The organism is Anaerosporobacter faecicola, from assembly GCF_012070565.1.
Classification (GTDB): Bacteria; Bacillota; Clostridia; order Lachnospirales; family Lachnospiraceae; genus Anaerosporobacter; species Anaerosporobacter faecicola.
Genome location: NZ_JAAQRO010000023.1, coordinates 22740 through 48965 on the forward strand (window position 1 = coordinate 22740; position 26226 = coordinate 48965).

22 protein-coding genes and 1 tRNA gene are annotated in these 26226 nt (G+C 34.4%); 3 read left to right on the forward strand and 20 right to left on the reverse strand.

Going from position 1 to position 26226, the window contains the following annotated elements; all coding sequences use genetic code 11:
• Positions 1 to 24: 24 nt before the first annotated feature.
• The 13 genes from HBB17_RS09965 to HBB17_RS10030 all read right to left on the reverse strand — a co-directional run bounded on the left by HBB17_RS09965 (position 25) and on the right by HBB17_RS10030 (position 15715).
• Entirely contained in the window at positions 25 to 963 is a 939-nt protein-coding gene (locus HBB17_RS09965) for a helix-turn-helix domain-containing protein (protein WP_167957348.1), read from the reverse strand.
• 1158 nt (positions 964 to 2121) lie between these two features.
• Entirely contained in the window at positions 2122 to 3681 is a 1560-nt protein-coding gene (locus HBB17_RS09975) for a sensor domain-containing diguanylate cyclase (RefSeq protein ID WP_167957349.1), read from the reverse strand.
• A gap of 275 nt (positions 3682 to 3956) precedes the next feature.
• Complete coding sequence (locus HBB17_RS09980) at positions 3957 to 4808, reverse strand: hypothetical protein (protein WP_167957350.1); 852 nt, start codon at positions 4806 to 4808, stop codon at positions 3957 to 3959.
• A gap of 29 nt (positions 4809 to 4837) precedes the next feature.
• Positions 4838 to 5794: a glycoside hydrolase family 43 protein gene (locus tag HBB17_RS09985; RefSeq protein ID WP_167957351.1), complete on the reverse strand. Its 957-nt coding sequence runs from the start codon at positions 5792 to 5794 to the stop codon at positions 4838 to 4840.
• A gap of 162 nt (positions 5795 to 5956) precedes the next feature.
• Complete coding sequence (locus HBB17_RS09990) at positions 5957 to 6745, reverse strand: APH(3') family aminoglycoside O-phosphotransferase (protein ID WP_167957352.1); 789 nt, start codon at positions 6743 to 6745, stop codon at positions 5957 to 5959.
• A gap of 399 nt (positions 6746 to 7144) precedes the next feature.
• Positions 7145 to 7918, reverse strand: coding sequence for a PocR ligand-binding domain-containing protein (locus HBB17_RS20625; protein ID WP_167957353.1), 774 nt, complete (start codon positions 7916 to 7918; stop codon positions 7145 to 7147).
• Positions 7919 to 8181: 263 nt separating this feature from the next.
• Complete coding sequence (locus tag HBB17_RS10000) at positions 8182 to 8589, reverse strand: hypothetical protein (RefSeq protein WP_167957354.1); 408 nt, start codon at positions 8587 to 8589, stop codon at positions 8182 to 8184.
• Positions 8590 to 8613: 24 nt separating this feature from the next.
• Positions 8614 to 10362 (reverse strand): glycoside hydrolase family 35 protein, encoded by a 1749-nt coding sequence (locus tag HBB17_RS10005; protein ID WP_167957355.1) that lies wholly within the window; start codon positions 10360 to 10362, stop codon positions 8614 to 8616.
• A gap of 261 nt (positions 10363 to 10623) precedes the next feature.
• Entirely contained in the window at positions 10624 to 11091 is a 468-nt protein-coding gene (locus HBB17_RS10010; RefSeq protein ID WP_167957356.1) for a hypothetical protein, read from the reverse strand.
• A 22-nt stretch (positions 11092 to 11113) separates the two neighbouring features.
• The gene (locus HBB17_RS10015) at positions 11114 to 11683 is read right to left on the reverse strand and encodes a PadR family transcriptional regulator (protein WP_238483725.1); all 570 of its coding nucleotides are present in this window, start codon (positions 11681 to 11683) and stop codon (positions 11114 to 11116) included.
• A gap of 195 nt (positions 11684 to 11878) precedes the next feature.
• Positions 11879 to 13549: a methyl-accepting chemotaxis protein gene (locus HBB17_RS10020; RefSeq protein ID WP_167957357.1), complete on the reverse strand. Its 1671-nt coding sequence runs from the start codon at positions 13547 to 13549 to the stop codon at positions 11879 to 11881.
• 406 nt (positions 13550 to 13955) lie between these two features.
• Positions 13956 to 14567: a GyrI-like domain-containing protein gene (locus HBB17_RS10025; RefSeq protein ID WP_167957358.1), complete on the reverse strand. Its 612-nt coding sequence runs from the start codon at positions 14565 to 14567 to the stop codon at positions 13956 to 13958.
• Positions 14568 to 14803: 236 nt separating this feature from the next.
• Positions 14804 to 15715, reverse strand: coding sequence for an AraC family transcriptional regulator (locus HBB17_RS10030; protein ID WP_167957359.1), 912 nt, complete (start codon positions 15713 to 15715; stop codon positions 14804 to 14806).
• Positions 15716 to 15823: 108 nt separating this feature from the next.
• Between HBB17_RS10030 and HBB17_RS10035 the strand changes: the two genes are divergently transcribed.
• The gene (locus HBB17_RS10035; RefSeq protein ID WP_167957360.1) at positions 15824 to 16204 is read left to right on the forward strand and encodes a VOC family protein; all 381 of its coding nucleotides are present in this window, start codon (positions 15824 to 15826) and stop codon (positions 16202 to 16204) included.
• A gap of 1145 nt (positions 16205 to 17349) precedes the next feature.
• Here the strand turns inward: HBB17_RS10035 and HBB17_RS10040 are convergent.
• Positions 17350 to 18186 carry an acyltransferase gene (locus tag HBB17_RS10040; protein WP_167957361.1) on the reverse strand — a complete coding sequence of 279 codons (837 nt, stop codon included), beginning with the start codon at positions 18184 to 18186 and terminating at the stop codon, positions 17350 to 17352.
• A 370-nt stretch (positions 18187 to 18556) separates the two neighbouring features.
• On the opposite strand from HBB17_RS10040, the gene HBB17_RS10045 reads away from it, so the two are divergent.
• On the forward strand, positions 18557 to 18778 hold the full coding sequence (locus HBB17_RS10045) for a hypothetical protein (RefSeq protein ID WP_167957362.1): 222 nt from the start codon (positions 18557 to 18559) through the stop codon (positions 18776 to 18778).
• A 1-nt stretch (position 18779) separates the two neighbouring features.
• The gene (locus HBB17_RS10050; RefSeq protein WP_167957363.1) at positions 18780 to 19316 is read left to right on the forward strand and encodes a hypothetical protein; all 537 of its coding nucleotides are present in this window, start codon (positions 18780 to 18782) and stop codon (positions 19314 to 19316) included.
• 151 nt (positions 19317 to 19467) lie between these two features.
• On the opposite strand, the gene HBB17_RS10055 is transcribed toward HBB17_RS10050, so the two are convergent.
• The 6 genes from HBB17_RS10055 to htpG form a co-directional block, all read right to left on the reverse strand.
• Positions 19468 to 19540 (reverse strand) — tRNA-Thr (locus tag HBB17_RS10055).
• A gap of 74 nt (positions 19541 to 19614) precedes the next feature.
• Entirely contained in the window at positions 19615 to 20622 is a 1008-nt protein-coding gene (locus tag HBB17_RS10060; RefSeq protein ID WP_167957364.1) for a LacI family DNA-binding transcriptional regulator, read from the reverse strand.
• A 316-nt stretch (positions 20623 to 20938) separates the two neighbouring features.
• The gene (locus HBB17_RS10065) at positions 20939 to 21772 is read right to left on the reverse strand and encodes an ABC transporter permease (RefSeq protein ID WP_167957365.1); all 834 of its coding nucleotides are present in this window, start codon (positions 21770 to 21772) and stop codon (positions 20939 to 20941) included.
• Entirely contained in the window at positions 21744 to 22535 is a 792-nt protein-coding gene (locus HBB17_RS10070; protein WP_167957366.1) for an ABC transporter ATP-binding protein, read from the reverse strand. Before HBB17_RS10070 ends, HBB17_RS10065 begins: the two co-directional genes overlap by 29 nt.
• A gap of 332 nt (positions 22536 to 22867) precedes the next feature.
• Positions 22868 to 23707 (reverse strand): DegV family protein, encoded by an 840-nt coding sequence (locus HBB17_RS10075; protein ID WP_167957367.1) that lies wholly within the window; start codon positions 23705 to 23707, stop codon positions 22868 to 22870.
• Between the two features lie 298 nt (positions 23708 to 24005).
• A complete protein-coding gene (gene htpG / locus HBB17_RS10080) occupies positions 24006 to 25964 on the reverse strand; it encodes a molecular chaperone HtpG (RefSeq protein ID WP_167957368.1) in 1959 nt (652 codons plus the stop codon).
• Positions 25965 to 26226 lie beyond the last annotated feature (262 nt).

The window sequence follows — 26226 nt, forward strand, 5'->3', positions numbered from 1 at the left end:
AATCCATAGATTATCAGCATTAATCTATACGATATCCCCATAGTAATATTTTATCATCTCATCCTGTACTTTAAAGGGAATGTATGGATCGCCAGTGAATACAGCAGCTTTCTTACCTCTATTTCCCTTTAGATATGTCTTATTAACAATTATCAATCTTGTTTCCGCATAATATAGCCATGTATCAGCTTGTAAAGCTGTCATCTTACGGCCAATATTAGGTAAAAAGCCAAGTATCTTAAAATAATAATCCTTTCCAAACTTTTGTGTCTTAGATATATATTTTTTCATTGTAGGATAATTTTCTTTTGAAAGTTCTTCTATATGCTCTTTTATCCTTTTTGCTATATCCTTCGTTTGCCCAATCCTAATTAATTCTCCATCAGCAGTACATATACCGTATATACCCGACACAGAAACATATTGATTAATCTCGTCCATTGTACTAATTTTAACATTCTCAAGCTTGATACCTATTTCAATATTATGAAGCGCCAACAAATCACCTAGCACTTTGGGATAATTACTCTGGTATGTCGTATTCCCTACTCTCGACCACGACACCCCCGAAAAAAATGCCGCCTCTAATAACATAGCACTACTGATACCAAAAACATTTCCTAAATCTCTCTTAAATATCTCCATCTGTTTATTTACATATGAAAACATAAACGAATCAATTTCCATAATTTCTTGAATCATTTCCATCCGATTTTTGATTGCATTATCAATCTGCTTATTTACATTGCTAGAGATGTCTTCTGTTTGAATTTGCAAATCCTGAATAGAAACGCCTAACGCAATTGCGATCTTTTGAACTGTACTCGGGAATGGTTTTGCATTTTCGGACGTTTCTATCTTATTTAATGTAACGACTGAAATATTAGCGATACTTGCTAATTTAAATTGTGTATATCCATTTTTTTCTCTTAACTCAATTATCTTTTTTCTATCAATAACCATATCTAGCTTCCTTATATTTGCATTACATTTTCATTTCAGTTTATCAGTTAAATTTTAGTATAATTTATTTTATTCGTCAATAACCTTTCTATTTGGACACCAAAAACGCCCCAACTTTTCAGTTGGAGCATTTCTGTCACGTAGCATTGCTACACTACTTTGAACATTTTCTGTGATACATTCTTTGGTTCATTTTTCTTCTCTATCTCTGCCTGCGCCTTTCTAAACTCTTCCATTCTCTTCAATTTGCTCAGGCCTTAGAACGAGATAAAACTGTTAACAATTGGCTTCGTCCGGCTCCTACAGAGTTTAACATTACTTATAATCGTGGGCATAGATATGAACCCGACTTTGTAGTTGAAACAGATGATATTATCTATCTTATAGAAGTTAAGGGTGAAGATAAAATTGACTCCCCAGATGTTATTGCTAAAAAAAACGTGCCGTTAAATACTGCGAGGTTGCCACCAGATGGTGCAAAGCTAATGGGCATAAAGAATGGAAACATTTATTTATCCCATCACAGCAAATTCAATCGACATCTACAATTGCAAATTTTGCTCAACGTTTTCATGTAACTTCAGAATCCGATAATTAAAACATAAAAGCCACAATCCTGGCAGCATTGCTACCAACGATTGTGGCTTTTATCATCTTTATCCATCCTTTAGTAGTCCATTACTACTAAGAATTTATCCAAAACATTTGCCTTTATCCCCATTCCACTTATATGCCTTAGTAGTCGAAACCGTAGTATTTATCAGTATTCCCGCTACTTTATGCCGTACTATGCCGAAGTTTACAAAGGTATGATTTATAGTAAAACTGACCTGCCGTGGCAGACGAATAGTACTCGAATCATAATAATGCTCCTATCTCAAAATGTCAAAATATGCCCCGTAAATGCGAGGTTTTGCAAGGGTTCTCGGCATTCATGTCTTTTTGTTCATTTGCTACACTTTTGGCATATCGTGGCATAAAATGGCACCTCATATCCTGTGTAGTAGTCAAATCGTAGCAGTTAGGGGTGTTTACCTTGTAATGAAAAAGAATATATGCGCAAGTATACCACAGAAGTGCTCTTTTTTCCAATATAAAAGGAACATAAACCAAACAGGGTGCAGATCACTCCGCACCCTGTTATAATTTCCGATAATTCTACAGCGCAATTGGCATATCCTCACTCATGACTTCTCCTGAATATAAATGATATCTATTTCGTCCATTATTCTTTGAAAAGTATAACGCTGTATCTGCATGACGGTAAAAAGTTTCAAAATCCATTTTACCATTTTGTGCAATGGCAACTCCTACACTGCAAGTTAAGGAAATGGACATATTATTTTCAGTCATTGGTTGGGACACAAGCAATAAGAAATCTGCAAGTGCGCGCTTAAGATTCAAAACATTAGAAATATCTTTTATGAATACGGCAAACTCGTCTCCGCCAAAACGACTCAGTACCTCTGTTTGAGGGAAACACTTTTTCATTGTTTCAGCAACATTTAAAATTGCTTTGTCTCCAACAGCATGTCCATAATTATCATTGATTAATTTAAACTTATCCATATCAATTAGAATTAATGCCCCTGTTTTTCCGTCATTCTCGTTAATATAAGCCTTGATTTCTTCTTCGCCTGCCGCTCTATTTAATAGACCCGTATTACCATCATGAGTGGCCTCATACTTCAATTGTTCATTTACTGTTTTTAATTCTTTCAGACGGCGTATTTCTTTATATTGGTCACTGATATTTGTACACATACAGTAACACATAACATGTCCGGTATCCTGATCTTCGTAGAAAATAGCATTCATTCGTATATACATATCCATCGATCCAATATAAATATCGAATGGTGCAGAGCCTATTCCTTCATAGAATAGTTTTATTATCTCTTTATGATGAAAGCATATTTCTGCATCCGGAGTAATCATTTCCACCTGATTGGCCTCAATGAAAGTACGTCCTTCCTCATCATAAGGTGCTGGAACACTATATCCTAAAGCAGCAAGAAGACTACTTCCATCTGGTGCAAGGATATCTTCAATAATTAGTCCATCTGTCAAATCTGAATGCACTGTAAATAATGCACTATTTCCTAAGATGCCAAAGAAATTCTTTCTTTCAAAGCGCATCTGTTTCTTCAAATCGAAGCTTCTTTCTTTCAATGAACGGGCAAGCCCTCGTAACTGTGCATACTTTGCACCAGACATTGCATACGAGATTAGTTTTGACAGTACTTGAAGAATTTCTCTTTGTTCACTTGACAGTTCTGTCAGCGTATCGTAAAAATCAACTCCAATAAATCCCGCAAAATCATCATACTCATAAATGGCAACTAATATGGTTGCTTTTATATTTTGCATTAAAAGCCGTTCCTTCAGCGAGGAATCTTCCATTTTCGTTATATCATCTTGAAACCAAATTCCACTTTCCCCAAACAAACTTGAAAAATTACGATCTATAATTTCTTTGTAACTCACATGTTTCAGATGATCTTTATGTGGAGTGCAACCCGCAGCACACCATTCATACGTGTTTTCGCTGCTCAAATTGTCTATACTGTCTTCAAATATGTATACACGGCTTGCACTAGAATACTCACCAATCATTTCAAGAATACGATTCATGGTTGTGGTAATATCATTTTGTTCAAATATCACCTCAAGTACGTTTTCGACTAATTTATTTCTATATATAGATTTTTTATTCATATAAAGCCCTCCTTGGTATTTAGGTAATTATTGGCTCTTATCATCAGTAATCCCCCCTGGTCTGGTATTCCTTGCACATAGACAAGTCCCATTGGATTATCTTGTGAAAAACATATCATAAATCATCTATCTAATTCTTTATTATAACATGCCACGCAAATTCTCGCAATAAAAAGACCGCTACAGTCAATTCTGTAACGGCTTTACATCTACATATACAATTTCGGATTTATCACATAGTTTCCACAGAAGCCAAGTATAAATATAGTCAATCTTTATTTTTGTTTTCTTTTTATAATATAGTTTGCTACTAAACAGCCAATCGTAACAAATAATACATCAAGACCGCTTCTAAGAAGCATTTTCAAAAAGGTCCCCTTAAGAATTAAACCAATAAAGCAATTAAACCAAATCCAATTGATTCCAACAGTTAAGACCATTATTTGAATTGTTTTTCTATTATCATTTGTAGTAGTATAAATTGGCCTTATAAAAAGATACATAAATCCTAGTACAAAACCAAAAAGTAATGTCCAAATCAAGACAGGTACAGGATATTCGTTAATGTCACTATCAATATATCCAGCTAAATAACCAACCAATCGCTCTATAAAGAAAACAATTGTAATAATACAGAAAACAACTCGTTTTTCCCTTATCGTATAGTTGTAACTCTGTTTTTTCTCCGCTAATTGCTTTGTACCAAAACGACTTACTAACAGACATAAGATAAAAACAGGAATCGCATCACCTAATCCCATAAAGACTTGGTAAACGACAAAGTCCAGTCCATATGTATCCAAAGGCGATGATGATACAACAACCTCTTGCATGCCAAATACATACATCAACCCAAATGAAAGTCCATAACGAATGCCTATGTCTTTCATACTTAACATCGATTTAGGTGCAAAATTTTTGATAACCAATAAAATATGTAGATAAAGCATTAAGAAGTATGCACTTGCAACAACTGGAAATCCGAATAACTTAACTAAAATACTATTAAACTGGGTTGAATCTAATTCGGCTCCAGGACTTGGCATCAAAGCATGTACTAATATGGCAATTATAGATGCACCCACCACAGATACAATAGACAAGCAAATCCTTTTGTTATTTTTCATGAAATCCCCCCCTCTCTTTGCAAGAAAAACTACCGATTATAGGATTCCGCATCAAAATCAAATGTAGCAACTCTCTCATACTCTTCTGGTGTGATCGTAAGAATTGTTCCATGTTTAAAACCATATGGATAGCTAAAATCCCCTTCCGAACGAATAAATCTACCACAAGAAATATCCTCAGTATGAAAAGATACATAACCCTGTCCTTTTCCTTGTGCGCCAAAAAAATCCAACATAAGATTATAACTTCCATCTTCTAAACGACAAACCGTAGGTGCTTCATATGCTCCTGCTCCTCCCACCAGTTGCTCCATCTCTTGATCGAATTCATACATTCTCTCAAATGGTCCAGTGATTGCATCAGACTTAAGCATAATGACACCCGTAGGATTCTCACTACTCTTAACCCAAAGATAATATACACCCTTTTCTTCCACCATACAGGAATCAATCACATCGTTATTCTTTTTTTCATATAGAATCTTCGCTTCTGTAAAGTTCTTAAAATCCTTCGTTCTTGTATAATAAATGCACATCTTTCGTTTTTTCTCCATATTAGGTGAAGACCAGTGAAGAATGTATTCTCCCGTTGTTGCATCCTGTATAATATCCGGTGCCCAACAACAACCTTCCCCGGGTTTTCTTAATGGCAACTCTTTTTCTTTAGACCAATACACCAAATCGTCAGACTCCCACATCATCATTTGCGTACTTCCGTTATTCTTTATATTCTCCCATGAGCCATTATATTTGGTACGGAACGAATATGCCAAACTCAAATCCGTAGCAATGATATAGAACTTTCCTTCCTTTGACCGAAGCACGGTAAAATCACGTACCCCCTTTTCACCCAGCATGCTCCATAGTACCGGCTGTCCATGATTAACTTCTTCCCAATGATAGCCATCTTTACTTACCCCAAAATAAACCTGTTCCCCATCTGGTGTCCTTTTTTCCTTAAAATGAACAAATAAATAGCATTGCATGTTCTTTTCTCCCTTCCTTCTTACTGGCTTATTATCGTAAGAACTCTTCTCCATATTTTAAGAATTAAAGTGATGGTAGCATGTTTGTATCCGCAGTAATATAGCTTTTCTTCCGATTTAATTGACTTTTTGTCTCTTTCTTTTTCTATGATAAATGTATTATCAAAATAATTCATCTAACAATATATAGTAACGTATCTTATCCCATTGTGGTTCAATCCCTAGATACTCGAATAATAGATTCCGATCAAAACCTTCATAGGCTTTGCCTGTATAGGTTCCATCATAATTATGCAACAGACTTCGATAGCATAATGCTATGTCTTGCCAACGATCAGCAATCCCTGTTTTTCCAAGATCAATATACCCCGTCACTTCTTCTTTCCTTCCAAATAAGTTCGGTAGACAAAAATCTCCATGGGATAAAACCAACTCTTCTTCTGGTTTGTTATCTATAAGCCACTGTAATAAATGTGATGGATCCCTAAATCCATGTTCACCATATGTATCTGGCTCTGCATCTTCTAAATCAACGAAGTTCTGTTCCACATTGTATTGTGCCATTTGCAGCTTTCGATCAAGAGCAAAGGAGGTTGGACAGTTTGCAATATCAACTTGCCACAACCCCCTTAGTCCCTTTGTTAACAACGTGGCTAATTGATTTGGATTATTTATATATTCTTCATCGCAAGACATCTTACCTTCAACTTTCGACATTAACAAATAACTTAGCCCTGCTTTTCGTTCAAATGCTAACACCTTTGGAACAGGAAGTTTATCTTGTAACCATAACATCATTTCATGTTCATTATCAGACTCTTCTGTAATTGTTTGTATCTTGAGTATCATGTTATCAAATACTATAACAGTAGAATCAGATTTTCCAATCTGGTCAATGGTATAGTTTTTTTCTCCAATAAGCTTTTTTATCTTCTCTGGTAACTCAATCACTTGATTACCCCCATTCTTTCCATTTTATTAACCTGTCTATTACAGCAGAAAGTAACTTAGAATATCTATTCAACTGTAACTAGTTGTTAGGCATTTGTGAGGCTTCTCATAATTATACCATATTTTCTACTAAACATATCCTACAAACTACTTTTTTTAAATCCATACAGCTCGTAAATTCCATAACACGTACACACGAAGTACCACATTATAAAAAACAGGTACTAGTATAACCAAAAACAGATATACATGATCGTAAGATGAATGAGCTTCTATCGTACTTATGTATATCTGTAATGATTTGAAACCGTTTCACTATCTATGCGTTTAGTTGATTGATTAGAGTTTCATTTCCGATATGTATCCTGTTAATAAATGAACTCCATACAATGCTACTATTTATTGATTTAATTCTTGTATCGTTTTGGTTAAACTATTTGCAGCTATTTTAATTTCATTGCTTGCAGTAGCCATGTTATTGGCTAATCCCTGTACTTCTTTTGCAACAACTGTGAAGCCTTTTCCTACCTCACCAGCACGTGCTGCTTCAATGGAAGCATTCAATGCAAGCATCTTCTGACGACCAGAAAATCCTTCGATACGTTTCGTTACACTATTGACGATCTCAATTTGCTTAGAGGCTTCATTAATTCCATTGGTTAACTTACCGATGATATTATCATTGTATTTCTTCACATAACAAGAACGTACATACATATTGATAACATCTCCTAATAAAGTTGCAGATGCTTCAATCTTTTCTTTTGATCGAATCTTTACTTTTTTTAATGCTTCAATATACTCTTCCTCAGGAATACCAAGTTCTCTTGCTTTTTCACGGAATTTATCAAAATCTGGTCCACTTGGAAGAACTTGTCCACCAACGATATTTCCTAATACTGTACCATCATATAAAGTAATTGGAATACCAAAATCCATCAGTCCAGCGTGACAATAGTAAACACCCTTTCCTTCTTGGTCACATTTTTCACATCGACGTTTTCCTTCTTCACACCCTCTTGTGTATTTAATACAAAAGTCAGTAAAGTTATAGCAATCGCTAATATATTCTCCGTCAGCACCTACTGCTACCGTAGCAAGACCTGTCGCCATTGCCCAATTCGACATAATTCTTTCAAATTCATCCATATCACAAAAATCTTGTATTTTCATAACGTACCTCCTATTGATTTTCAACGTATCAATTTCTCACATAATTGTAAATATAAAGTACCATCAAAAGACAAGGCTCCTATCCTTTTAAAACCAATATCAAGAACATTCAATTACCATACATTTTGTCAAATCTCTCAATGGGAAATCCTTATATTAGTAATTTTTGTATCTAATTCTATTGTAGAACTTTTTTGTCAAATTTCAATACAAAATGATGAATTTATTATGAAAATAGTAATTTTTGTCTGATAGAACCATGACTACGAATACATGTGCCTTATTATAATATCCTTCTTCCGGTTTTTCACAAAATCCTTCTGATAAATCGTTAGGATGATCCGAAATATGCGAATCGATAACTCGCCATAAATTCCATGCTGTAGGGTTAATTCCTTGATATCCGTGAGAATTTCTTTCGCTAAGCACAGTCCCGTCTCAATTTCGCCTGCATCTTCTCCTAAAACATCCGAACCATCAACTTCCGACATCCACAGTCCCTTCTTATCTCTTTTTGAAACCGCTTGCAATTCTGTGCGACGAGATCCCTGATATGCATGAACATCAATCCTTGAAATTGCATCTTTTGCTTCCTTTGACAACGCTTCATATGCATCAATCTGGACATCAATACTTGTTTCATCTGTTCCTGCAAGAAGCAAATCCGTCATACCATCTCTTCTACCTCCATCCGACTAAAGATCAAGTTTTGGTTCATCCGTTAATGTTATTGTATCTGCGTGTTTTCCATCTGTCTCAAATAAGATGATTTCGTTATGTCCTTCTTTCAGTAATGGTGCTGGGATATAGAGACGACGCTGTGGTCCAATCTCCCAGAAACGTCCTAGGTTGAAACCATTTAAGAATACACAGCCCTTCCCCCAACCTGTAAAGTCAAGGAATGTATCCGCTGCCTTGTCCACCTGCAAATGAAACCGATAAAATGCTGGTGTATTCTCATGATATTCCTTGGTAAAATCCACTTTATCAATATTATTAAGAGGTAATGTATATTGGTCCCAGTTATTATGCATATGCCCATTGATCTGTACGCAGTGATCAATTCCCTTTCTCTGCAATTCCATTCTAGGTCCAAAATTCACTCGCCCCATATTCTCCACTAAAATATCAAGTGCAGATCCTTTTTGGAACGCAACCGATACGTTTTTTGATTCTAATAATTCTCTGTCATATAGCGTTGCAATCGGTTTCTTATCAACGAAAAGATTAGCACGATCGTTTGCCCCCCATAATCGTATATCGGTAATGTTCTCTTCTGTATCAAGTGTGGAATGGTATAAGATATACCCATAATTCTGACCTAATTTTTCCATGGATTGCGTATAGGAACTACTAATTGGTGTACTTAAATCCTCCAATACCGAAAATAAACTAACCCGATCCTCAACTTCTAATGTTCCATACGCTTTTCGTTCTATTTTCGTTGTTAATGGTACTTCTGGCAATGTAACGTATTTTCCAATGATCTTCTGATACATACGGTATTTCTCTGTGATTTGTCCATCTTCAGTCAATACGCCATCGTAGTCATAAGAAGTCACATCTGGCGTTAACTCATCATAATAATTTGAGCCATTCATGAAGCCAAAATTGGTTCCCCCTTCAAACATATAGATGTTGACATGACCAAGTTGCAACATAGTATCCAGATCCTTTGTACTTTCTTCCAGATTTCCACGCATATGTCCACAATTCCCCCAGTGGTCGAACCAGCCAACCCAGAATTCTGTACACATTAAAGGTCCCTTCTTTGCATATTCCTTTAAAGTCTGAAACCGCTCTCTTGTTTTAGAACCAAAATTACCTGTTGGAAGAACACCTTCTATTGTACCACCATTTAGATTTTCACGAAATGGTCCATCCGATGTCACCAAAGGAACAGTTACCCCATATTTGATCATACAATCATTGATGAATTCCATATATGCAGTATCATTGGCATAATATCCATATTCATTCTCAACCTGCATAAAAATTACTGGTCCGCCTTGGTCGATCTGCAATTTGGCGATCTTTGGTATTAAAATCTTATAATAATTCTCCACATGTTGTAGGAATGGCTGATAGTTGATTCGTAAACGCATACCGTCTTCTGCTAATAGCCATGCTGGTAATCCTCCGAACTCCCACTCTGCACAGATATAAGGAGATGGACGTAAGATTACATATAAGCCAAGTTCCTGCGCTATTGTAACGAACCCCTCAATATCTAACATTCCTGAAAAGTCATATTGACCTTTTTGTGGTTCATGCATATTCCAAGGTATGTATGTCTCAACGGTGTTACACCCCATCGCTTTCAATTTTTCTAATCGATCTCTCCAATACTCTGGTACCACACGAAAATAATGAATGGCTCCGGATATGATTTTTACCTTTTCCTGATTCACATAAAATGTATCAGCTATTTTACACTTACTCATTATGTCCTCCTAGTTTGCTAATCTTCCGTTCTTTCTATAAAACCCTTTCAGAAAGAATATGTAGTATGCAGTAACGGTTCGTAATGGAATATCTCAACTAGTTAACCGATTACACAACTACATAGGTGTATTCTACATGATTCTTTCCTTTTCGTCTATAATAAAGTGTGCGAATTATACACACCACATTCGATTGATGTACACAATTCGCACTAATTTTTATCATATAAGATTATCAGACACTATCATTTTCTCCCTACTTTACCGTAAGATACAATGGCAAACAGAGAACACAGCCAAAACAACCAAATCAGGTATATTATGTAACCAAAATGCACCAAATGCGAAATATAAGCATGGAAATATCGCCATTGGTACAGGAATGATCCATAGATTCTTCTCTAAGTATTCTACATCTCTTCCATGTACGAAATATCTTGCCCATAGAGCATAATAAACAAGCAAACAAACTGCCATACCAATAAAATATATTGGTCGATTGTCAAGCTTATCCTTATTCCATATAACAATAAGAAAAATAATAAACAACCCTCTTGATGCATTTTCAATCATGGATACCATTTCATTTGGTTCCACAGGATTTTCAGGTACATTCGTCTTCGACATGATTCCATAAAATATATTGGGTAACATTGCTAACATTACGACTAAAAAACCTCTCCATGAAATCCCCATATTCTCTTGTAGTATTTTCCATAGTTCACTCATTTGTAATTCTCCCTTTCTCCTTTTATTCTCTACTTAATAATTCTTTGCACCAGGCAATATATAATTTTTGTTGCCCAATTCCCAAATTCAATACATCTACAATTTGTCGATGATTTTCATGGACTTCTAAGCAATTCGTCAACTGTGAATGACACTGCTGAAAGAACTCTAATTGCTTTTCTGCCTGTTTCATAAAATTCGTAATGTGTCCACGCATTACCTCTTGATCGCTATTTTGTGACATATACAATTTTAATAAGAATTCACTTCTTGCTGTATCCTTTTCATTCTCTTTTGCTAACCATTCTTTTATGCATTGCATTCCAGCTTGTGTAATCCTATATCGAGTCTTCTCTCGCTTCGATGTGGTTTCTTCTGGAACAACTTCCTCAATCAATCCTTCTTCTTGCAGTAGCTTCAATTCCGGATAGATCTGTCCATAACTTTCCTGCCAAAAAAAAATCATTCTTCGATCAATAATCTGCTTTAATTCGTATCCGCTTAACTCTTCTTCCTGCAAAAGTCCCAACAATACATATCGTGTTTTTCGTTTCACTTGTCCATCTCCTTTGCTAGTTTTCATCATACTCATAATTTTCTGTACTGGTTATTACAATAACGGAAATACCTGATATCGCTTACCATTTTTAATTTTTTAATGTAGAAGCAATTATATCTTTTAGATATATCTTATAGGCATATAATAAACCTATCCTTTCGATCTGTCAAGTATGTATCTAAAAGATAGGTTTATTTTTATTTCATTCAATATTTCGATGCTCTTTACCTACAAACGAAATGCACGAATCGCAGCATTTAATTCATTTGCCGTTTCAGACAACATGTCTGCAAAATGCATGATTTCTTCCATATACTTCGTCTGTACCTGTACATTTTGGTATACACAGGTCGTATTATCTGTATTGGAGTTGGATATTTTCTGAATATGCTCAACTGCTGCCAATAGATTCACTGACTCACTAGTAACTTCTTCTGATATAGCGGATACATCTGTCATTTCCACCGTTATGGAATTAATCTCACTTAAAATATTTTGGAATCTAGTACCAACTTCATTTACCAAACGAATTCCTTCGTCTACCGCAATCGTACCTTCCTTCATAACAAGAATGGAATTCTGCGTTTCCTGTTGTACTTCATCAACAAGAGTAATGATCTTACTTGATGCGGAGGACGTTTGTTCTGCAAGGATACGAACTTGATCTGCTACTACTGCAAATCCCTTTCCATGTTCTCCTGCTCTAGCTGCTTCAATTGCTGCATTTAACGCAAGAAGGTTTGTCTGCTCTGCTATATTGGTTATGAAATTGATAACTTCTCCGATTTCACTGGATTTCGAATTCAGAATTTCTATTTGTTCTGCAGTATCGCTTACTCGTTTACTAATGATTTCCATTTGTCCTACTGCGGTCTTTACTACTTCATTTCCCTTGTTTGCTTGATCCAATGTACTGTTAGCTGAAATGGTAACCGTTTGGATATTCTCTGCAACACCTTCCATGCCTTTATTAATGCCCTGCATCATCAGTGCTGTATCCGATGTTAACTGCATCTGTTCTTTACTTCCATCTACAACTTTCTCCATCGCATCATAGATCTTAACCGATTCTTCCTGTGTTTTCTTGGAGTTTGTATTAACTTCGCCTGATATTTCAAGAAGTTTTTCCGCTTCGTCCTTGGATTTTGAAACCAATACATTCAAATTCTTTCGCATATCCTCAATGGAATTCGAAATCAAACCAACTTCATCTTTTCGCTTAAGTAATTTTTCTTCTAGTGGTTGCGACAAATTACCATTGCTTATTCTTCTACATTGGGCAATCAGTTTATTAAATACCTTGAATAAGAGAATTGCTACAACAGAAAGTAAAACTGTAGCAGCAAGTACAACACAGGCAAGAAGTTTTACTTGATAATCGACTAATTCAGAAATAATTCCATCCACTTGTTTTTCATAGATTCCTACATCAAAAGCTCCATACAATCCACCGGATTGGGTCTGTATAGGTACCATGATATCATACGTCCAAGCTTTTTGAACGTCAGCATAGAATTTGCTTGTCATAACCTTTCCATTCTGTGCTCCATCAATCGTATAGGAGTCCTCATATACTTTTCCTACTTTTTCAATGTCACTATGTGCTACTGCTGTAACAGATGTATCGATTAAAACAATATACGCTATGTAATCCGTATTCGTTGCTTTTTCTTCAATATAACTCTGCAACTGGTTTGTATCTGCCCCATTATCCAATAATATTCGTACTTGCTCTGCCATCTGTTTAGCATTTTCAATGGATTTGGTTAAAACCGTAGCTGATACTTTCTTTCTCGTTGCATTTACACATAATGCAGTGAAAAGTCCAAAACTAATGATTGTTATTAATACAACAATCGAGACAATTTTTGCTTTCATAGATTGTAGTTGGGTTTTCATAATTCATTCCTTCTTCCTTGTTAATTTATTTGAATTTTGCATACAATCCTGTCAAATAATCAAATAACGGGATTCTTTATCATTTGTACATACACTGTAATGCTTTACATGTATAGGAATTACCGAAATGATATAAAAAATCAAATCATCTACATGTAAACAAATTACCTAAATTAACAATTGCTACCCCTCTACGTAAAGAAACGTACCTCCTGCAATTATTTCTTTTGTGTCATTTCAACTTAATATAATACATATTATACGACTGATTTACAATAAGACATATTTCACTTCTTTGTTCTGCAAAATCTCTCATATTCAACAAAAAAGAACGAATGCCTTTATCCCATCTTTCAGAATAAAGGTATCGTTCCTATGTCCCATTCTTTCCTTTTATTTTGTTTATTTACTGCACGGTGGCTTCTTCATAAGTTTTAACTCGCATAATCGTTTTATAATTTTCTACCTTTGTTTTTCGCATGTCATTCAGATAAATGTCATGGGTATACTGATCACATGCAAGCCCCTTTTCTTTCGCAAATGCATGCATCTTTGCAAGCGTATCATTCATTTTATTATAGTCCCCCAAATGAAAACATTGAATGCATGTTCCAAAAGAAACCTCATCAAATATTACACGATCATATGCAATACATTTTCCCTTTTCTCTTGCTATATCCATTGCTCTCTGCACCAGTTCCTCCGTAATAAAATCAGGTTGGCGGATCATCATTGTCCAAGTGTATTGCGTCTCCTTCTGGCTCTTATCCAAATACCATGACACTTCCATTGGACTCACTGCATAATCCTTATTCAAAAGCTTACGGGAAATCTCAAATTTAATTACATATGAAAGGGTAAATAACGCTTCGCATGCTATTTGAAAATCATTACCTGCAGGATGTCCTTCCCCTTTCATCATAAGAAAATGCATGGAAGGAACCTCAACTAAAAAAGGCTCTTTTCTCGTGCTCTTATACAATATCTTACTATTCTGATCCAATTCATACTTCTCCATGTGTACTCTCCTTTTATGAATTACATATTTCGCATCTACACACAGGTCGTTTATAACAAGTAGATGTTTATCGAATCCGTGTGAAGATTACTCAAATCATTACAGTCATTTTAAACCCTCTTATTATACTAGAGTCAAGAAAGAATTCAAATTTTACTCATGTTACTTATCCTTATCTATATCTACTTTATACGCTGTATCAAAATCCTACGCCCTCTCTACATGTGGTAAACTTATCAAACGAATAAGCCCTCTATTCCCTGGCCAGCATGACGTCCACCTTCTCTGTATGCTTTTGGTGTACATTGATAAAAGCGTTTAAATGTATGAGAAAAATTGCTTGCACTCTCAAATCCACATCGAAGAGCAATTTCGGATATGGTACAATGGGATTCCTTTAATAAGATATTTGCACTTTTCATAACTCTATATCTTAATAAATATTGTATTGGTGAAGTATGAATCGTTCTTTGAAAGCAACGCAAACATTCTCGGTTTCCTATATTGGCTACTTTTGCGATATTGTCTAATACAATATGTTCAGCATAATGTGTATGTATAAACTGAATCATTACTTTCATACGCTCATTGTCTTGATTTTGATCTTGTTCCTTCTCGTCTAATTCATCACAAAACTTATTAAACATTGCGAACCCTATATCCGATAACTGTTCTCTTACTGTAAATTCATATCCCAAAACCGGGTTCATCAAAGCCATAAATGCACGTTCAAATTGTTCCTCTATCTCATTCACGACTACCGCTTGAAACAAATTGCACCTTACAAGTGGGTCTATGTATTTCCGTGCAATAGCAGAATCACTACTACCAGTTATTAATGAGATACAAAAAAGTATAGAACGTAACTCACATTCCGGATAAGCAGTTACCGAATGCAATATATTGGAATTAATAATAGCGAAGTCTCCTGCTGTTAACTGCAATTTACTCTGTGGTACATATAGATTTAATCTTCCAGACACAACATGAATCATTTCCATCTCTTCATGCCAATGCCACGGTAGCGTATCGGTCGTTTTATTTGTATAATTATATGAATAACAAGTACACGGAAAATCTATGGTTCCATGTGCACGAATTTCTTTTTGTGTATGATCAAGATTCAATATGCAGGTATCCATACTCATTTAGCAACTCCTTCATAAGTCGTTTTTTTTATATTATATGTCTTTTATTTAATAGATTCAATAAACATAAAATGATATTCTAAATACAACAAAATTATGGAGGTGCCTATGAGAATAGAACACATAGCAATGTATGTTAACGATTTAAATGGAACACGAGATTTTTTTATGAAGTACTTTGGTGCTACAGCAAATGAAGAGTATCAAAACGATTCAGGTTTTCGCTCATTTTTCCTTACATTCGACGACGGGGCAAGATTAGAAATCATGACAAAACCTCAACTATCAGAGTCTAAGAAAGCAATTGATCAAGCTGGTTTTATACATATTGCATTAAGCGTAGGAAGTATAGAAAATGTTGATGCAATAACCACCAAATTAGGTAACGATGGATACAATATCATTAGCGCTCCAAGAAAAACTGGTGATGGATATTATGAAAGTTGTGTTCTTGATCTTGAAGGAAATCAAATTGAAATAACAATCTAAATTTTGTACTAGATACAAATGAACGAATCGATTCTTACTTTAGACTCCCTCTGCAGGCGGTTGATACCGCCTGCTTTTGCTTTTAAACGGAGGAAGTTCTTACAGAAAGACGTATTGATCGTTCTCTTTCAACAAAGGGTTCTGTTTCAAATGAAGCTATTATAGCAAACTTAATTGCCTGTATAAAGAGTACAGAACTTTATCGTAGTTTAACAATCTAAGTTTTTAAGTCCCCCCATAATCTATCCGAAAAGTTACTACTATAAGCTTCCCAAGATTCCAAATGCCTTACTATCCAAGAAGTTTTACGGCATGCTATGATTGAATACATTATTATAAATGAAAGTATGTATTGTAGATTTTAAATAGGCTTAGAAGCAATTTTCAAGGCATCTTGCTTAGGAAGGCGATAGAAGCACTATCTATAGATAATCCTATTGAGTATCCTATCCCAGAGAATAAACGAATTAAAAAATACAAAGAAAAATGGTGTGCATAGCAAAACAGTCACACAAAATCGTGTGACTGTTCATAGTATTAATTTTAGATATTTAACCTGTCTACTTGACAGGGGGCATAGCAATGATTATTCAGCTTCTTTCTTTTATAAGAATTGATATGATTCATCATTCGATTTTCCTGTTCTTGGGTAAGTTCATCAAATGAACTTCCTTCAGGCAATATTCTTTATACTTAATGTCATAATAGTCATAGTCGCTATTGCTCTATAAGTATAGCAGCAAAAATATATATAATTGATAAAAATAAAAATTCGATAAACAGTGATAATTCAGTAAATAATTATACGATTAATGATGTTGCTAATTATTTATGTGATCAAGGAGTTGTAACTGGAGAAAAAACAGATGTGTTATATGCTCTCTGTCTTAATGGCAGTAAAAAAGACGGAATCCATAATGGTCCGTCTTTATAATTTATTGTTTAAATTATTTTTTTAATTAAAGGTACTTTATGTAATATAGTTGTTAATATATACCCAGCTGTTGCTACACTCATAACCCATAAAAAACAAGCTGGCAAGTAATGAATATATTTTTTCATATAATCAAATACAAAGTATGTTCTCTCTCTAAAAAATAATTCAAATATGTAAATTCCAAACGTTGCTCTTCCAATCGAACATATTATATCTCTAATTGTCTTTTGTACTTTATACTTTTCGAATATTTTTTCACTAAGATAAATATCGTTATTGTAGGTATTGCAACAAACAAATTATAATATGACTCGTCATATGATCCAACTCTCAAATAATTCATAAACGTCATTATTTCGCTTATAACTACGCTTGTTACACTCGTTAGTATCATCTTAATGTAATCTTTTTTTCTCAATTTGTTTATATCAAATAGATTACCAAAATAGTATCCTATCATTGCAAAAAAAATGTTTTGAGAAGTCATAATAGGGACACTGACTTCCATTCTATTATTAATTTTTAAAATAAAATTTATGATTGGTATTACACCGCAAAATATTAATTGTACAATTATACAATATTTATATGTATTTTCGCTAATACTTTTAACAATTGATCTTAGTATTGGTAGCATTATCAAGTAAGATAAATAACTGTATAAAAACCATAGCTGGTAAGAATAATTAGTATTATATATCTTTTTTATAAATTGGATAACACTTAGATCTGTTTTGCAGTAAATAATGTCATAAATATAATAAAACGTTGATGCAAATATAATTATTACTATGTATTTTAATACTCTGTAAAATAATACTGTTTTAATACTCTCATCTTTACCTAATAATAATGCTCCTGATATCATGAAAAAAATTGGTACACCTATTTTACATAAAACTGACATAAAAAGTGAGAAATGATAATTTATTGGATTTGACGTTATTGTATATACTGAAAATCCTGCATTTCCAGTATGATTGAATATCACACATAATATTGCAATAATCCTCAATATTTCAATATATATTTTTTTATTTTTCAATACATTCACCCCTTTAATTTACATTATATCATTTAATTGAGTATCTTACAATATTGTGTTACAGTATTAAGCTATTGCTCCAAACCTTTTCCATGTTGGATTTGATCCTCCAGCTGTACAAATCCAACCTATATATTCAGTTGGATTCTTTTTATATAAGATTGTTCCTAATCCCCATGTTCCAGTTGTTGGTATAATGGTCTCATAAATTAAGACACTTTTTCGGACAATTTTAATGAATCTGATATACTAAAATCAGTATGAAAGAAAGGATTCATTGATATGTCCAGACAAAGAAGAAACATTAGTGCCAAATTTAAATCAGACCTTGTGATCGAGTTGCTTAAGGGCGAGAAAGACCTCAAATCCCTTGCTAAATGGAGTTGGTAGAGCAAGTGTAGATAATATTATTATCATATGTAGGCATCTTGGTATTAAAATTAAAGATCTAGAAGAAATGTCAAAAGGAGCAAATAAGGAACAATACGAACCAAGTTTTGATGATTTACAAATGCTTATAGCAAGAAATGGAAAATCATTATCTCTTGATCAAAAACAAGCATTAATTAAATCCTTACTATCAGATGATTAATATGATTGATTATGAAAACATTAGAGAAAAGACATTTGAGGTTTATTCTTATTGTAATATAAAATCATTTCCAATAAATTGTTTTTCGATGCTAAAAAAATATGGACTTAAGTATAAGAAGTATTCTGATTTATCACTAAGGATACAAGATCACTGCCACCAGATAAGTGAAGATACTTTTTTATTAAATGATACAATATTCTATAAGGATTTAATTAATCAAGAAAGAATTGGTTTATCTGAAGAAGCTGCTAATATTGCTTTTGATGACTTCAAACGTTGGAAGCGATACATAGTTACTCATAATAATTTAATGGGTATCGCAGATAAAAAGCTTTATAGTCACTTTTATAACAAAAGAGAAAAGAAATTTATTTACAAAAAATCTGAATGTAGTATTTGCGGAAAGGTAATTTACAATTCTTTCGATACTTATTGCGGAATATGTTTATTACCTACAAAAATTAATGCAAGATATGATGAACTAGATCGTCAATTATTATCTGCTGAAAATTTCTGGCTTTACGGAGTTTATTGAACAATAAAAAGATATCATGCAATAATAAGCAGTCTATTATTACTGCAGTATAGTAGACATTTAGTAGACAAAGTAGCAAAAAAGCTACTCTTCCGAGTAGCCTTCTCATATTCTATCTTCTCAAACGCCCATAAACAATGGGTTTCTCAAAAGCTGAAAAAGGGACTTGAACCCTCGACCCCTTCATTACGAGTGAAGTGCTCTACCAACTGAGCTATTTCAGCAGCACACTGATATTGTAATACAATCGATTTTGTTTTTCAAGTCTTTTTTTGTATTTTTCTAAAAAATTGAATAATTAGAAAGATTCTCTACAAATGTATTCCATTGGATATAAAAATCTTCTCTCTTTCTTAAGTAGAGAGGATTTATCGACGATCAAATCCACGGCTTTGTGGGCTAAGTTTACATAGTCGTGGCTAACGGTAGTCATGGTTGGGTATACGGCTCTTGTTAGGTTAATGTTATCGAATCCAATGATTTTTACATCTTCTGGAACAGATAGACGAAGCATATGACAGGCATTTAAGGCGCCTACTGCGATGATATCATTGATCCCTATGATTACCTGGGGTCGGTTTGGTAATTGTAGTAGGTGTAACGCTTCATTCTTGCCCGATTCAACGGTAAAATCTCCATCCACTAGATACTCTTTTCGATGGTGGAACCAGCCTTTCTGTATGGCTTCTTCGTAGAGATGTACCTTGATCTCAGTGGGCATGACACCACGTCTACCTGCTAGTAGTGCAACATCTTTGTAACCTTTCTTTTTGATTTCTTCCAATAGAACCTCAAAGCCTTGTTCCTCATCACTTTTTACGGTGAAGCAGTTCGTTTGTGGTATTGACCAGTTTACCATAACAATTGGTAACTCTTCTTCATATCGTTTGATCAATTGACTCAATTGTTGGGTCTGAACACGTTCACCACCCATATAGATTATGCCGTCTACCTTCCGTTCTAACAGTGTTCGTAGATATAATTTAAAATTGTTTATGTCTCCTAATGTATTACAGATCATCATTGTATATCCCTGCTCTAGGGCATATTTTTCCGCCTCTAAGAGAACCGTTGAGTAATAAGGGTTCGTAATATCTGGCAGAATAAAACCGATTAATTTGGTCTCATTTTTGTATAAACTTCTTGCGACTTCATTCGGCTTAAAATCATATTTGTCAATCAAATCTTGAATCTTAGCACGCGTACTTTCTGCTACTTTATCACTATTATTAATAACTCTAGACACAGTTGCAACAGAAACACCGGCTTCTGCTGCTATGTCATAAACCGTCTTATTCTTATACATAATCCCCACCCCATGCTTTTTTAGCATGATTCCTTTCTCAAAGTACTAAATTAACTACTATTCCTAGTTAGTCTTCCAACTATCTATAAAACCGTTCTATGCCATTATGTACAAGCAAAATCCCAACCCGCGTTTCATAAAAAGAAGAATTGATTCTCACCAAAAAACAATCAAAAATGCTCTCATCATTCGAATGTTGTGTAAATAAATTCATGATTTTTTTCCAATACAGTAACGTTTGCAACAAAATTTTACACAAAAACTCACCTAACCTTATTTTACTAAGATATGGTGAGTTTTTCAATAAACAATATGATTATGATGTATATTTTTTTTCGTAATATCCTAACACTTTATAAAGCATTGCTGCAACGATACATAAGATCGTAATACTCATGATAACATAATCCAGTTTGAATACTTGACTTCCATAGATGATCAGATAACCTAACCCCGCTTTTGCAGCTAAGAATTCGCCGATGATTACACCTACGAGAGATAAGCCGATATTTACTTTCATAACACTAATAATGGAGGCAAGATTACTTGGTATGACAACGCGGAATAACACATCTTTTTTACTACCTCCCAATGTGCGAATCAATTTGATCTTATCTTCTTCCACTTCCTTAAAATCCGTATACAACGTAATGATCGTTCCAAATACAGCAACCGAGATGGCGGCAATGATGATTGTTTTCATATTATTTCCTAACCAAACGATGAATACAGGTGCCAATGCTGATTTGGGTAAACTATTGAGAATTACTAGATAGGGTTCTAATACCTTTGACACACTATCGTTCCACCAAAGCAGAATGGCAATTAGCAAACCGATTAGAATCACCAGCCCAAAACTGACAAAGGTCTCTAATAAGGTAATTCCAATGTGCATGAACAAACTTCCATCGGCTATCATCGTTATGATACAATGAACAACCCGGCTTGGGCTACTGAATACAAAGGAATCAACGATTCCAAGTCTTGTACTTCCTTCCCATAATCCGATAAATACAACCAAAATCAGAATCTGAATGAGACGGATTCGTTTCATCTTCGTAATATACGCTGCAACATATGCTTGCTGTGCTGAGGATACGACTTCGGAGCGATTTTTATAGCTACGCTCTAAGCTTCGTAATGTCCTCATGCTGGTTCAGCTCCTTCCATATTAAATTGAAGTAGTCTTTGAACTCAACTGCACTCCTGGCTGCAAAAGGAGTTCGTTCTCCTTCCACTGTTAAATTCACATCAATAATGGATTTCACCGTAGCAGGGCGGTCAGTCAAGATGATAATTCGATCTGCCATGCTAACAGCCTCTGCGATATCATGTGTAATCAATACGGCGGTCTTCTTCTCTTTTCGAATGATTCCCCATATATCATCGGACACTTCTAACCTTGTTTGATAATCCAATGCAGAAAATGGTTCATCTAGTAATAGAATATCAGGTTCCAGTAACAAGGTTCGAATTAATGCCGCTCTTTGCCGCATTCCTCCAGATAGTTGTGATGGTTTTGAATCGCGAAATGTGATCAAGCCATACGTATCAAGCATTTTATTAATGATCACATAACTTTCTTCTGTTAATTTGTGTTGGATCTCAAGTCCTAAAGTCAGATTCTTTAGCGTAGATCTCCATTCTAGTAGATGATCCTTCTGTAACATATATCCAATATTTTTTCCTGAAGTTCTTGCATCATTTCCATTAATATAGATTTCTCCACGACTTGGAGAGATCAATCCCGCAATTAAGGATAACAAGGTTGATTTCCCGCATCCACTTGGACCTACAATAGCTACAAATTCGCCTTCCGAAACAGAGAAGGTTACATCTGATAAAGCGGTTGTCTCTCCAGCAAGTGTATGATAAGAATAACTTAAGTTATCAATTTTTAGTAATTCCCTCATATTTGACCTCCTGTCTAACAGGTAGATACCTAGGTTCATACTGTATTATATGTAAGGAAATGATAGGGGTTACCTCACTTGAACACTTTTCTTCAATTAATAGACAAGATTCGATGTTTCCCATGTTTTGCTCCAGCATTTCCTACGTAAAAAAGTTCTTTTCACCGCAAAAAACTCCTTACTAGTAAAAGAATTCATATCACATTCCATTCCTAATAAGGAGTTCTATTAAACTATGTGTCGCTAAATAAACGTCTTATTTTACTGTTGCGATTAAAGTATCCTATTCAACACAAATATAAACGAACATTCAAAATAATAACGAGTTCTTCTTAATAACAAACTATAATTCCACCATCATTGGCATACAGGGAACTAATTCCTGCCGTATCACAGATAAAACAATCTTTAAATGATACACGTTTCATGATTTCCTCTTTCACAAAAACGGCTCTTTCATAGTTGTTACAATGTGCAATCGCTAGTGTACGGTTCGCAAAGTTCGTTGCATCCTTCTTGATTAGATCTGCCATTAGCACAAGTGTCTTATTGATTCCCCTAGCCTGATCCAACTTTTCGATGGAACCATCTTCTGTTCCCTGCATAACTGGTTTGATATTCAGGGCACTACAGATAATTGCTTTCAGGTTGCTTAAACGACCATTCTTACGTAATGTATCTAGAGTCTCTAGAACAAATTTGGTCTTCATATGATCGCGGAATTCATTGGTCAATTCTACGACTTCTTCAAAACTCTTTTCTTCCTCTTCTAATTGTTTAATCTTTCGTGCAATTAATGTCTGTCCAACAGAAGCAGATTTTGAGTCAAATACTTCGATATTCTTATCAGGATGCTCTTCCTGGTATAATCGTTTTGCTAACATTGCACTCTCATAAGAACCACTTAATTTTGAAGATAGTGTTACAACATAGACATGTTCTTCTGGTCCTTCAAAAGCTTTCATATAAGCATCAGGAGATGGACAGGATGACTTCGGACAATTTGGACTTTCGGCCATTCTTCTCAAGAAATCCTTCTGATCAAATGTATCATCATCAACAATTAGATGGCCATCAATATCAATATTTAAGGAAACGATTTGGAAATGTTCATCCATTTTCATCTCTTTTGTTAAGTCCGTACAACTATCACCAATTACTTTATAACTCATTCATTGTTCCTCCTAAAATAGCCAAATACACAACACATCAGTTGTAACACCGAACAAGATTCGGAGTACTTCTAAACTTTATTATGTAGTTTTAATTACTATATATAATAGCATATATTCATACATAGGTCAACAACCTAACACAAACTTCGCACATTGAAAAACTTTACTAAGTCGAATATTGCAATCACATATTCGTTTTATACATTCAAATGCGAAGTTTGAGAACCTAATAATAGAATACCCTGTAAAGCACAATTTATACTTTACAGGGTATTCTATAATATCAAATGAAAAATTATTTCGCCATCTTTAACATGATCTCATTGCTACGATTAATGAACTTCGTCATTGCTTCTGGATCTAATGGTTTATGACTTAATAATGCAAGGTCATATAATTGTTCACAGAAGATTGTTACATCATCTTCTTTATGTTCAAAGATATATTGAACTAATTTGTTGTTTGCATTCAAAACTAATGTTACGTTGGTTCCAAACATACTTGGATCCATTCCGTACATGTTGTACATCTTCATCATATCTTGCATTCTACGGTTTTCTTCTGATAAAGTTACCATTGAAGATACATTTTCATTCTTTAATTTCTCAACTTTTACTTCCAATTTGTCATTGTTCAAAACTTTACGGAATAATTCAGTCAAGGCATCTGTTTCTGCTTTTAATTGATCTGCTTCTTCCCCTTCTGCAACATTTTCTTTGAAAGTATCTGTGATATCTGCATCGATTCTTTGGAAATGAATCTTATCATCTTGTTGTTCCAATTGAGAGATAAATGGTTGGTCGATGTTGTGTGTTAATACCAATGCATCGATTCCTTCCTCTTTGAACATATTCACATATTGGCTTTGTTGTTGAAGATCTGTTACATAGTAGATTTTATCATTTGCTTTTTCTTTGTTTGCTTCTGTGTATTCTGGTAATGTAATGTATTTACCTTCTAGATTCTTAAAGATGATGAAATCTTTCATCTTTTCACGGAATTTCTCATCTTTTAAGCAACCATATTTGATGAATGGGCTGATGTCATCCCAGTATTTTTCATAAGATTCTTTTTCAACTTTGCACATACCAGAAAGTTTATCTGCAACTTTCTTCGTAATATATTCGGAAATCTTCTTAACGAATCCGTCATTTTGTAATGCACTTCTTGAAACATTCAATGGAAGATCTGGACAATCAATTACACCTTTTAATAGCATTAAGAATTCAGGAATTACTTCTTTAATATTATCAGCGATGAATACTTGGTTGTTATATAACTTGATGGTACCTTCTACAGAGTCGTATTCTGTATTGATCTTAGGGAAATATAAGATACCCTTTAAGTTAAATGGATAATCCATATTCAAATGAATCCAGAACAAAGGCTCCTTGAAATCATGGAATACGTTACGATAGAATTCTTTGTATTCTTCCTCTGTACAATCATTTGGATGTTTTGTCCATAATGGAGTTGGATTATTCAAAGGTTTTGGACCCTTGTCTTCTGCTTTTTCTTCGTCTTTACCATCTTCTGTATCTACTGCTTTACCATCTGCATCTACATCAGCGTCAATTACGTCTTCTTTCTTTTCTTCTTCCTTCTTCTCTTCTACAGGTGCATCTGCATTTGTAAAATAGATTTCCACAGGCATGAAGGAACAGTATTTGTTAATAACTTCTTTTGCACGGAACTCATTGGAGAATTCGAAGCTGTCTTCATTTAAGTAAAGAGTGATCTCCGTACCTCTTGTCGTCTTATCTCCTTCGGCCATTTCGAATTCTGTACCACCTTCAGACTCCCAATGAACGCTTGTTGAACCAGCTTTGTATGACAATGTATCGATTGTTACTTTATCTGCAACCATAAATGCTGAGTAGAAACCTAAACCAAAGTGACCAATAATCTGTTCTTCATTGGTTTTGTCTTTGTATTGTGCTAAGAATGCTTCTGCACCGGAGAATGCAATTTGGTTAATGTATTGTTTTACCTCATCGTTTGTCATACCAATACCGTTATCGATAATCTTAATTGTCTTATTCTCAGGACTTACTATAACGTTAATTTGGTATTTTTCATCATCGGCTTCTTCGAATTCCCCCATGATGGATAATTTCTTTAATTTAGTGATGGCATCACAACCATTAGATATTAACTCTCTATAAAAGATATCATGGTCTGAATATAACCATTTCTTAATTATTGGGAAAATATTTTCTGAATTAATTGATAAGCTTCCTTGTTCTTTACTCATTACAATCTCTCCTTTTCTTATTTTCAATTTGCTTTTATCATATTTTGTATGTTTCGGGGGTCCCTACCGCATATCTCTTATGTTTTTTCATTCATATTATCTAGCTTATACAAATTATAATCTTCTATCCAATATCGTTCTTGCTCACGTTTTGGTAGTTGCAATAACACTATAGAAAGCTAGATTCCGAAATGAAATGACCCTATGTCATTTACTGATATTTATATTAATACGTGCAGGAAAAAAAGTCAAGAAAAAATTA

Excerpts from the sequence above, each read along its gene's own strand:
- HBB17_RS09965 (WP_167957348.1), bottom strand. The coding sequence starts at position 963 with ATGGTTATTGATAGAAAAAAGATAATTGAGTTAAGAGAAAAAAATGGA.
- htpG (WP_167957368.1), bottom strand. The coding sequence starts at position 25,964 with ATGAGTAAAGAACAAGGAAGCTTATCAATTAATTCAGAAAATATTTTC.
- HBB17_RS10025 (WP_167957358.1), bottom strand. The coding sequence starts at position 14,567 with ATGGAGAAGTATGAATTGGATCAGAATAGTAAGATATTGTATAAGAGC.
- HBB17_RS09975 (WP_167957349.1), bottom strand. The coding sequence starts at position 3,681 with ATGAATAAAAAATCTATATATAGAAATAAATTAGTCGAAAACGTACTT.
- HBB17_RS10005 (WP_167957355.1), bottom strand. The coding sequence starts at position 10,362 with ATGAGTAAGTGTAAAATAGCTGATACATTTTATGTGAATCAGGAAAAG.
- HBB17_RS20625 (WP_167957353.1), bottom strand. The coding sequence starts at position 7,918 with ATGAAAATACAAGATTTTTGTGATATGGATGAATTTGAAAGAATTATG.
- HBB17_RS10050 (WP_167957363.1), top strand. The coding sequence starts at position 18,780 with ATGATTGATTATGAAAACATTAGAGAAAAGACATTTGAGGTTTATTCT.
- HBB17_RS09980 (WP_167957350.1), bottom strand. The coding sequence starts at position 4,808 with ATGAAAAATAACAAAAGGATTTGCTTGTCTATTGTATCTGTGGTGGGT.
- HBB17_RS10010 (WP_167957356.1), bottom strand. The coding sequence starts at position 11,091 with ATGAGTGAACTATGGAAAATACTACAAGAGAATATGGGGATTTCATGG.
- HBB17_RS10070 (WP_167957366.1), bottom strand. The coding sequence starts at position 22,535 with ATGAGGGAATTACTAAAAATTGATAACTTAAGTTATTCTTATCATACA.
- HBB17_RS10020 (WP_167957357.1), bottom strand. The coding sequence starts at position 13,549 with ATGAAAACCCAACTACAATCTATGAAAGCAAAAATTGTCTCGATTGTT.
- HBB17_RS10015 (WP_238483725.1), bottom strand. The coding sequence starts at position 11,683 with ATGAGTATGATGAAAACTAGCAAAGGAGATGGACAAGTGAAACGAAAA.
- HBB17_RS10035 (WP_167957360.1), top strand. The coding sequence starts at position 15,824 with ATGAGAATAGAACACATAGCAATGTATGTTAACGATTTAAATGGAACA.
- HBB17_RS10000 (WP_167957354.1), bottom strand. The coding sequence starts at position 8,589 with ATGACGGATTTGCTTCTTGCAGGAACAGATGAAACAAGTATTGATGTC.
- HBB17_RS10065 (WP_167957365.1), bottom strand. The coding sequence starts at position 21,772 with ATGAGGACATTACGAAGCTTAGAGCGTAGCTATAAAAATCGCTCCGAA.
- HBB17_RS09985 (WP_167957351.1), bottom strand. The coding sequence starts at position 5,794 with ATGCAATGCTATTTATTTGTTCATTTTAAGGAAAAAAGGACACCAGAT.
- HBB17_RS10030 (WP_167957359.1), bottom strand. The coding sequence starts at position 15,715 with ATGAGTATGGATACCTGCATATTGAATCTTGATCATACACAAAAAGAA.
- HBB17_RS10060 (WP_167957364.1), bottom strand. The coding sequence starts at position 20,622 with ATGTATAAGAATAAGACGGTTTATGACATAGCAGCAGAAGCCGGTGTT.
- HBB17_RS10075 (WP_167957367.1), bottom strand. The coding sequence starts at position 23,707 with ATGAGTTATAAAGTAATTGGTGATAGTTGTACGGACTTAACAAAAGAG.